At 72.6% G+C, this 6,247-nt stretch carries 1 protein-coding gene; it reads right to left on the bottom strand.

What is annotated here, in order from left to right; all coding sequences use genetic code 11:
- On the bottom strand, positions 1–6,247 hold a 6,247-nt coding region (locus tag KF708C_RS33925), incomplete at both ends, for a non-ribosomal peptide synthetase (RefSeq protein WP_156174073.1).

The raw sequence follows: 6,247 nt of genomic DNA, 5'->3' as shown, positions 1-6,247 counted from the left end.
CGCTGGTGCACGGCGAGGCCGTCGGCGGGCGGCGCTTCTCCCTGGCCCAGCGCCAGCAGTTCGGCGGACGCCCGCGGGGCCAGCAGGCCCAGCGAGCCGAGCGCCTGCCCGGGCCGCGTGCTGATGGCTTCCAGCAGCGCCAGCAGCTGCGCGCGGATGCGCTCGACCTGCGCCTCGTCGAAGGCGCGCCGCATATAGGTGAAGCCCAGCCGCAGCGTCTGCCGCAGGCTCACTTCCACGTCCATCTCGTATTCGGTCAGGCCGGTGCTGGCGCGCGTCTCGATGGCCAGGCCGCTGCGCGCGGCCGGGGCCAGCGCGTCTTCCAGCGGGAAGTTCTCGAACACCAGGATGCTGTCGAACAGCCGCTGCCCGGGCTGGCCGCCCCAGCGCTGGATGTCGGACAGCGGCGTGTGCTCGTGCTCGCGCGCGGCCAGGTTGAAGCCCTGCAGCTCGCGCAGCCAGTCGCCCACGGCCTGCTCGGGGCGCGGCGCGGCGATCACCGGCAGGGTGTTGATGAACAGGCCCAGCATCTGCTGCGAGCCGGGCAGCTCCGCCGGGCGCCCGGCCACGGTGGCGCCGAACGCCACGCGGCGCTGGCCCGTATAGCGCTGCAACAGCAGCAGCCACGCGGCCTGCACCAGCGTGTTGACGGTGACTTTCTGCGCGCGCGCGAAGGCCGCCAGCCGCGCCGTCTGCGCGGCGTCGCATTCGTGCTGCAGGAGCCCGTAGCCGCTGCCGGCATCGGGCGCGGGCACGGCCTCGGCCAGCCGCGTCGGCGTGTCGAAGCCGCGCAGCTGCGCGCTCCAGAACGCTTGCGCCGCGCCGGCATCGCGGCCTTGCAGCCAGCCGATGTAGTCGGCGAAGCGGCCGGCGGCGGCGGGCACCGCCTCGCCGGCATAGTGGCGCAGCACCTCGCCCAGCAGTTGCGCGGTGCTCCAGCCGTCGAGCAGCAGGTGGTGCACGGTCCAGACCAGGTGATGGCGGCGCGGGCCGGTGCGGATCAGCGCCAGGCGCATCAGCGGCGGGCGCTCGAGGTCGAAGCCGCGCGCGAGATCGTCGGCGGCGAAGCGGTCGAGCGCCGGCTCGCAACCGGCGGCGCGCGCGGACCAGTCCTCGTGCGTGACCGGCAGTTCCACTTCGCGCGCGACCCATTGCAAGGGCTGCTCGCCGCGCTGCAGGAAGCCGCTGCGCAGCGTGTCGTGGCGCGCCAGCGCCGCGCGCCAGGCCAGCGCGAAGCGCGCCGCGTCCAGCCCGTCGATATCCACCCGCAACTGGTTCACGTAGGCGCCGCCGCCATCGGCCGCGCTGGCGCTGTGATAGAGCATGCCGGCCTGCATCGGCGAGAGCGGATACAGGTCTTCCACCTCGGCGGGCGCCAGCCCCTGCGCCTGCAATGCGTCGAGCTGGTCCTGCCGCAGGCCTGCCAGCGGAAAGTCCTCGCTGCGCAGGCGCGTGCGCGGCGCGGCCGCGCGCGGCGCCGGTTGCGCGCTGGCGGCCGGCATGGTCAGCGGCACCAGTGCCGCCGCCACCGCGGCCAGCGTCTGCTGCTCGAACAGCTGCTTGGGCGTGAGCAGCCAGCCGGCGCCGCGCATCCTGGCCACGATCTGCAGGCTCAGGATGGAGTCGCCGCCCAGCTCGAAGAAATTGTCGGCGCGGCCCACGCGCGCCACCTTCAGCACCTGCGCCCAGGCCTCGGCCAGTTGCGTCTCGGCGGCGCCGGCGGGCGGCGCGAAGGCGGCGCTGCCGGCGAACTCCGGCGACGGCAGCGCGCGCCGGTCCAGCTTGCCGTTGGCGCTGACCGGCATCGCCTCCAGCACCAGCAGCGCGGCGGGCACCATGTAGTCCGGCAGCGCCTGCGCCAGCCACGCGCGCAGTTCGGCCTCGTCCGGGTTGGCGCCGGCGGCGCCGACCACGTAGGCGGCCAGTCGCGCCGGGCCTTCGCCGGCCGGCGCCACCACCACCGCCTCGCGCACGCCCGGGTGGGCCAGCAGGCGCGCCTCGATCTCGCCCAGCTCGATGCGCAGGCCGCGGATCTTGACCTGATGGTCCAGCCGCCCCAGGTACGCGATCTGCCCGTCCGCGCGGCGGCGCGCCAGGTCGCCGGTGCGGTACAGGCGCTCGCCCGCCGCGCCATGCGGATCGGCGACGAAGCGCTCGGCGGTCAGCGCGGCGCGGCCCAGGTAGCCGCGCGCCAGCCCCGCGCCGCCGAGGTAGAGCTCGCCGGCCACGCCGTCGGGCAGCGGATGCAGCGCGCCGTCCAGCACGTGGGCGTCGACATTGGCGATGGGGCTGCCGATCGGCACCGCGCTGCCGCCGTCGTCGCGGCAGGTCCAGTGCGTGACGTCGATGGCGGCCTCGGTCGGCCCGTACAGGTTGTGCAGGCCGGCGTGCGGCAGCAGCGTCATGGCGCGCCGCGCCAGCGCCGCCGGCAGCGCCTCGCCGCTGCACACGATATGGCGCAACGTGGCGCACGAGGCCGCCACCTCGTCGTGGGCGACGAAGGCCTGCAGCATGGCCGGCACGAAATGCAGCGTGGTCACGCCGTGGCGCGCGATCAGCGCGGCGATGCGCGCCGGGTCGCGATGGTCGCCGGGCGCGGCCAGCACCAGCCGCGCGCCGGTCATCAGCGGCCAGAAGAACTCCCACACCGAGACGTCGAAGCTGAACGGCGTCTTCTGCAGCACTGTGTCGCGCGCGTCGAGGCCGTATTGCGCCTGCATCCACCACAGCCGGTTGTGCAGCGCGCCGTGGCGGTTGCCCACGCCCTTGGGGCGGCCGGTGGAGCCGGAGGTGTAGATCACGTAGGCGAGGTGGTCGGGCAGCAGTACCGGCGCGGGGTCGTGGTCTGCGCCATCGGTTTCCTGCACAGGCTGCGTCAGGTCGATTACCTCGACCGCGCGCGGCGGCGTCGGCAGCAGGTCGGCGCGCTGCGCCAGCAGCAGGGCCACGCCGCTGTCGCCGATCATGTAGGCGAGGCGCTCGGCCGGATAGTCGGGATCGAACGGCACGTAGGCGCCGCCGGCCTTGAGGATGGCGAGCAGGGCGACGACCATCTCGACGGAACGCTCGGCCAGCACGCCGACCGGCACGTCGGGCCCCACGCCCCGCGCGATCAGGCGATGGGCGAGGCGGTTGGCGCGGCGGTTCAGCTCGGCGTAGCCGAGCTGCCGCTCGCCGAAGACCAGCGCAACGGCCTCGGGATGAGACGCGGCGCGCGCCTCGAACAGGCGGTGCACCGGCACCGGCGCCGGATAGGGCTGCGGGTTGCGGCCAAGCGCCAGCAGCGCGGGCTGTTCGGCGGGCGCCACCAGCGAGATGCCGCCGAGCAGCCGCGCCGCATCCTCGCTCATCTGCGCCATCACGGTCAGCAGCGCGCGCGCGAGGTCGGCGGCATGGGGCTCGCCCAGCAAGGCGCGGTCGAAGCGGCAGGTCAGGCGCAGCGTGTCGGTGTGGGCCAGCACCAGCGTCAGCGGATAGTTGGTCTCGGCGCGGTTGCGCACGTCGGAGAATGCCAGCCCGCCCGGCGCGCGGCGCAGCGCGGCGTCCACCGGGTAGTTCTCGAAGACGAGGATGGCGTCGAACAGCGCTTGCCCGCCTTGTCCGGCCCAGCGCTGGATTTCATAGAGCGGCGTGTGTTCGTGCTCGCGCGTGGCGAGGTTGAGGGCCTGCACCTCGCGCAGCCAGTCGCCTACGGCTTGCTCTGGGCGCGGTGTGGCAATCACCGGCAGCGTGTTGATGAACAGGCCCAGCATCTGCTGGGAGCCGGGCAGGTCTGCCGGCCTGCCGGCGACGGTGGCGCCGAAAGCCACGCAGTCCTGTCCGGTATAGCGTTGCAGCAGCAACAGCCACGCGGCTTGTACGAGGGTGTTGAGCGTGACTTTCTGTGCGCGGGCGAATGCCATCAGCGCGGCGGTGCGGTCGGCATCGAGCGTGTGATGCTGCTCGGCATGGCCTTCGCCATGTTCAGGCGCGGGCAGCGCGGCCATCAGCCGTGTCGGGGTATCGAGCGCGGCCAGTTGCGCGGACCAGAACGCGCGGCTCGCCTCGGCATCGCGGCCTTGCAGCCAGCCGATGTAGTCGGCGAAGCGGCCGCCCGTGGCGGGCAGGGTTTCGCCGGCATAGTGACGCAGGACTTCACCGAGCAGTTGGGATGTGCTCCAGCCATCGAGCAGCAGATGGTGGACGGTCCAGAGCAGATGATGGCGACTGGCGCCGGTGCGGATCAGCGCGACGCGCATCAGCGGCGGGCGCTCGAGGTCGAAGCCCTGCGCAAGCTGGCTATCGGCCAGCGCATCGAGCGCGCCGGCGATCCACGCCGGCTCGCGGTCCGACCAGTCCTCCATGACGACCGGCAGCGCGGCGTGGCGCGCGACCCATTGCAACGGCTGCTCGCCGCGATGGAGGAAACCGCAACGCAGGCTGTCATGGCGCGCGAGCGCGGCATGCCACGCGGCGGCGAAGCGCGTGGCATCGAGGCCGTCGATGTCGACGCGCAACTGGTTGGTGTAGGCGCTGCCGGCGGGCGCGTAGACGCTGTGGAACAGCATGCCGGCCTGCATGGGTGAGAGCGGATAGAGATCCTGCACCTGCGCCGGATCGAGACCGAGGCCGTCAAGCTGCGTCTGTGAAAGCCGCGCGAGCGGGAAGTCCGATGGCGTGAAGCCGGCGGCTTCGTTCGACGCGCAATGCGCGATGACGGCAAGCAGTTCGGCGCGGTAATCCTCGGCCAGCCGCTGCACGGTGGCGTGCTTGTGCCGCGCGCGGCTGAAGGCGAACGACAGCTTCAACTGTCCGCCGGACACCTGCCCGCTGATCGACAGCGGATGCGACAGCGGCGTTTGTTGGTCCTGGTTGGCGCCGGTCTCGCCGGTGCCCGGGCGCCAGGGGGCATCGCCGGTCAGGCTGGCGTCGAACTGGCCGAGGTAGTTGAACACGACCTCGGGCTTTGGGATCGCCGCGATGGCGGCTTGCTGTTCGGCGGTGCCGAAGCGGCGCAGCAGGCCGAAGCCGATGCCCTCGCCGGGCACGGCGCGCAGTTGTTCCTTGACGGCCTTGATCGCATCCGGCAGTGTGCCGGCGCCGTCTAGCGCAACGGGGAACAGCGTGGTGAACCAGCCCACGGTGCGGCTCAGGTCGAGCGCATCGTCGACGCCGGCCACGCGGCCATGGCTTTCGAGATCGATCAGCGTTCGCGCGTTGCCGCTCCAGCGTGACAGCACGCGCGCAAGCGCGGTCAGCAGCAGGTCGTTGATGCGGGTGCGGTAGGCGGCGGGCGCGTGCTGGAGCAGCGCTTGCGTGGCGTCGGCGGGCAGCGTCAGCGTGAGGCTGTCGCGTTCGGCGACGGTGAGCGAGCCGCTCGGGTCGTCGCAAGGCAGGGCAGCGGCCGCATTCGACAGCGCCTGCCAGTGCGGCAATTCCGACGCGCGCGAAGCGGCGTTGCGGCGCAAGGCTTCCGACCAGCGCTGACAGGAAGCGGTGCGTGTAGGCAGGGCGGCAGGTTTGCCGCCAGCCCGCTGCCGGTACGCGGCCAGCAAATCCTCGATCAGGATGCGCCAGGACACGCCATCGACCACAAGATGGTGAATCACCAGCAACAGTTGCCATTGACCCGCCGCGCCGTGCAGCGCGACGGCGCGCAGCAGCGGACCGTGCGCGAGATCGAGGCTGCGCTGCGCGGCCTCGCAATGGGCTAGGCGCCCGGCGTCGTCGCCGAACTCGCGCACCCACAGCAGGTCCGGTGCCGCTTCCGCGTCCGCATAGGTCTGGACCCAGGCACCATCCGCCGGCGAGAACCGCAGCCGCAGCGCATCGTGATGGGCGACCAGATCGCCCAATGCCAGCGCCAGCGCCTGTGTATCGAGCGCCTCCCGGCAATCGAGCAAGACCGACTGGTTCCAGTGATGGCGCACCGGCATCGGCGTCTCGAAGAACGCGGCCTGGATCGGCAGCAGCGGCACGGCGCCGGTCGGCACCGTCTCATCCGCCACGCCATCGCGCGGCAGCGGCTGCGCGACGGTGGCGAGCTCGGCCAGCGTCTGCCGCTCGAACAACTGGCGCGGCGTCAGCAGCCAGCCGGCGGCGCGGGCGCGCGCGACGATCTGCAGGCTGAGGATGGAGTCGCCGCCCAACTCGAAGAAATTGTCGGCGCGGCCCACGCGCGGCAGGCCGAGCACCTCGGCCCAGATGGCGGCAAGCGCGGTTTCCGCCTCGCCCGCGGGCGCGACGAATGCCTGCGTGCCGCCGAACT

Source organism: Cupriavidus basilensis (assembly GCF_000876015.1).
Lineage (GTDB): Bacteria > Pseudomonadota > Gammaproteobacteria > Burkholderiales > Burkholderiaceae > Cupriavidus > Cupriavidus basilensis_B.
This window is presented reverse-complemented; position numbering and strand designations above follow the sequence as displayed.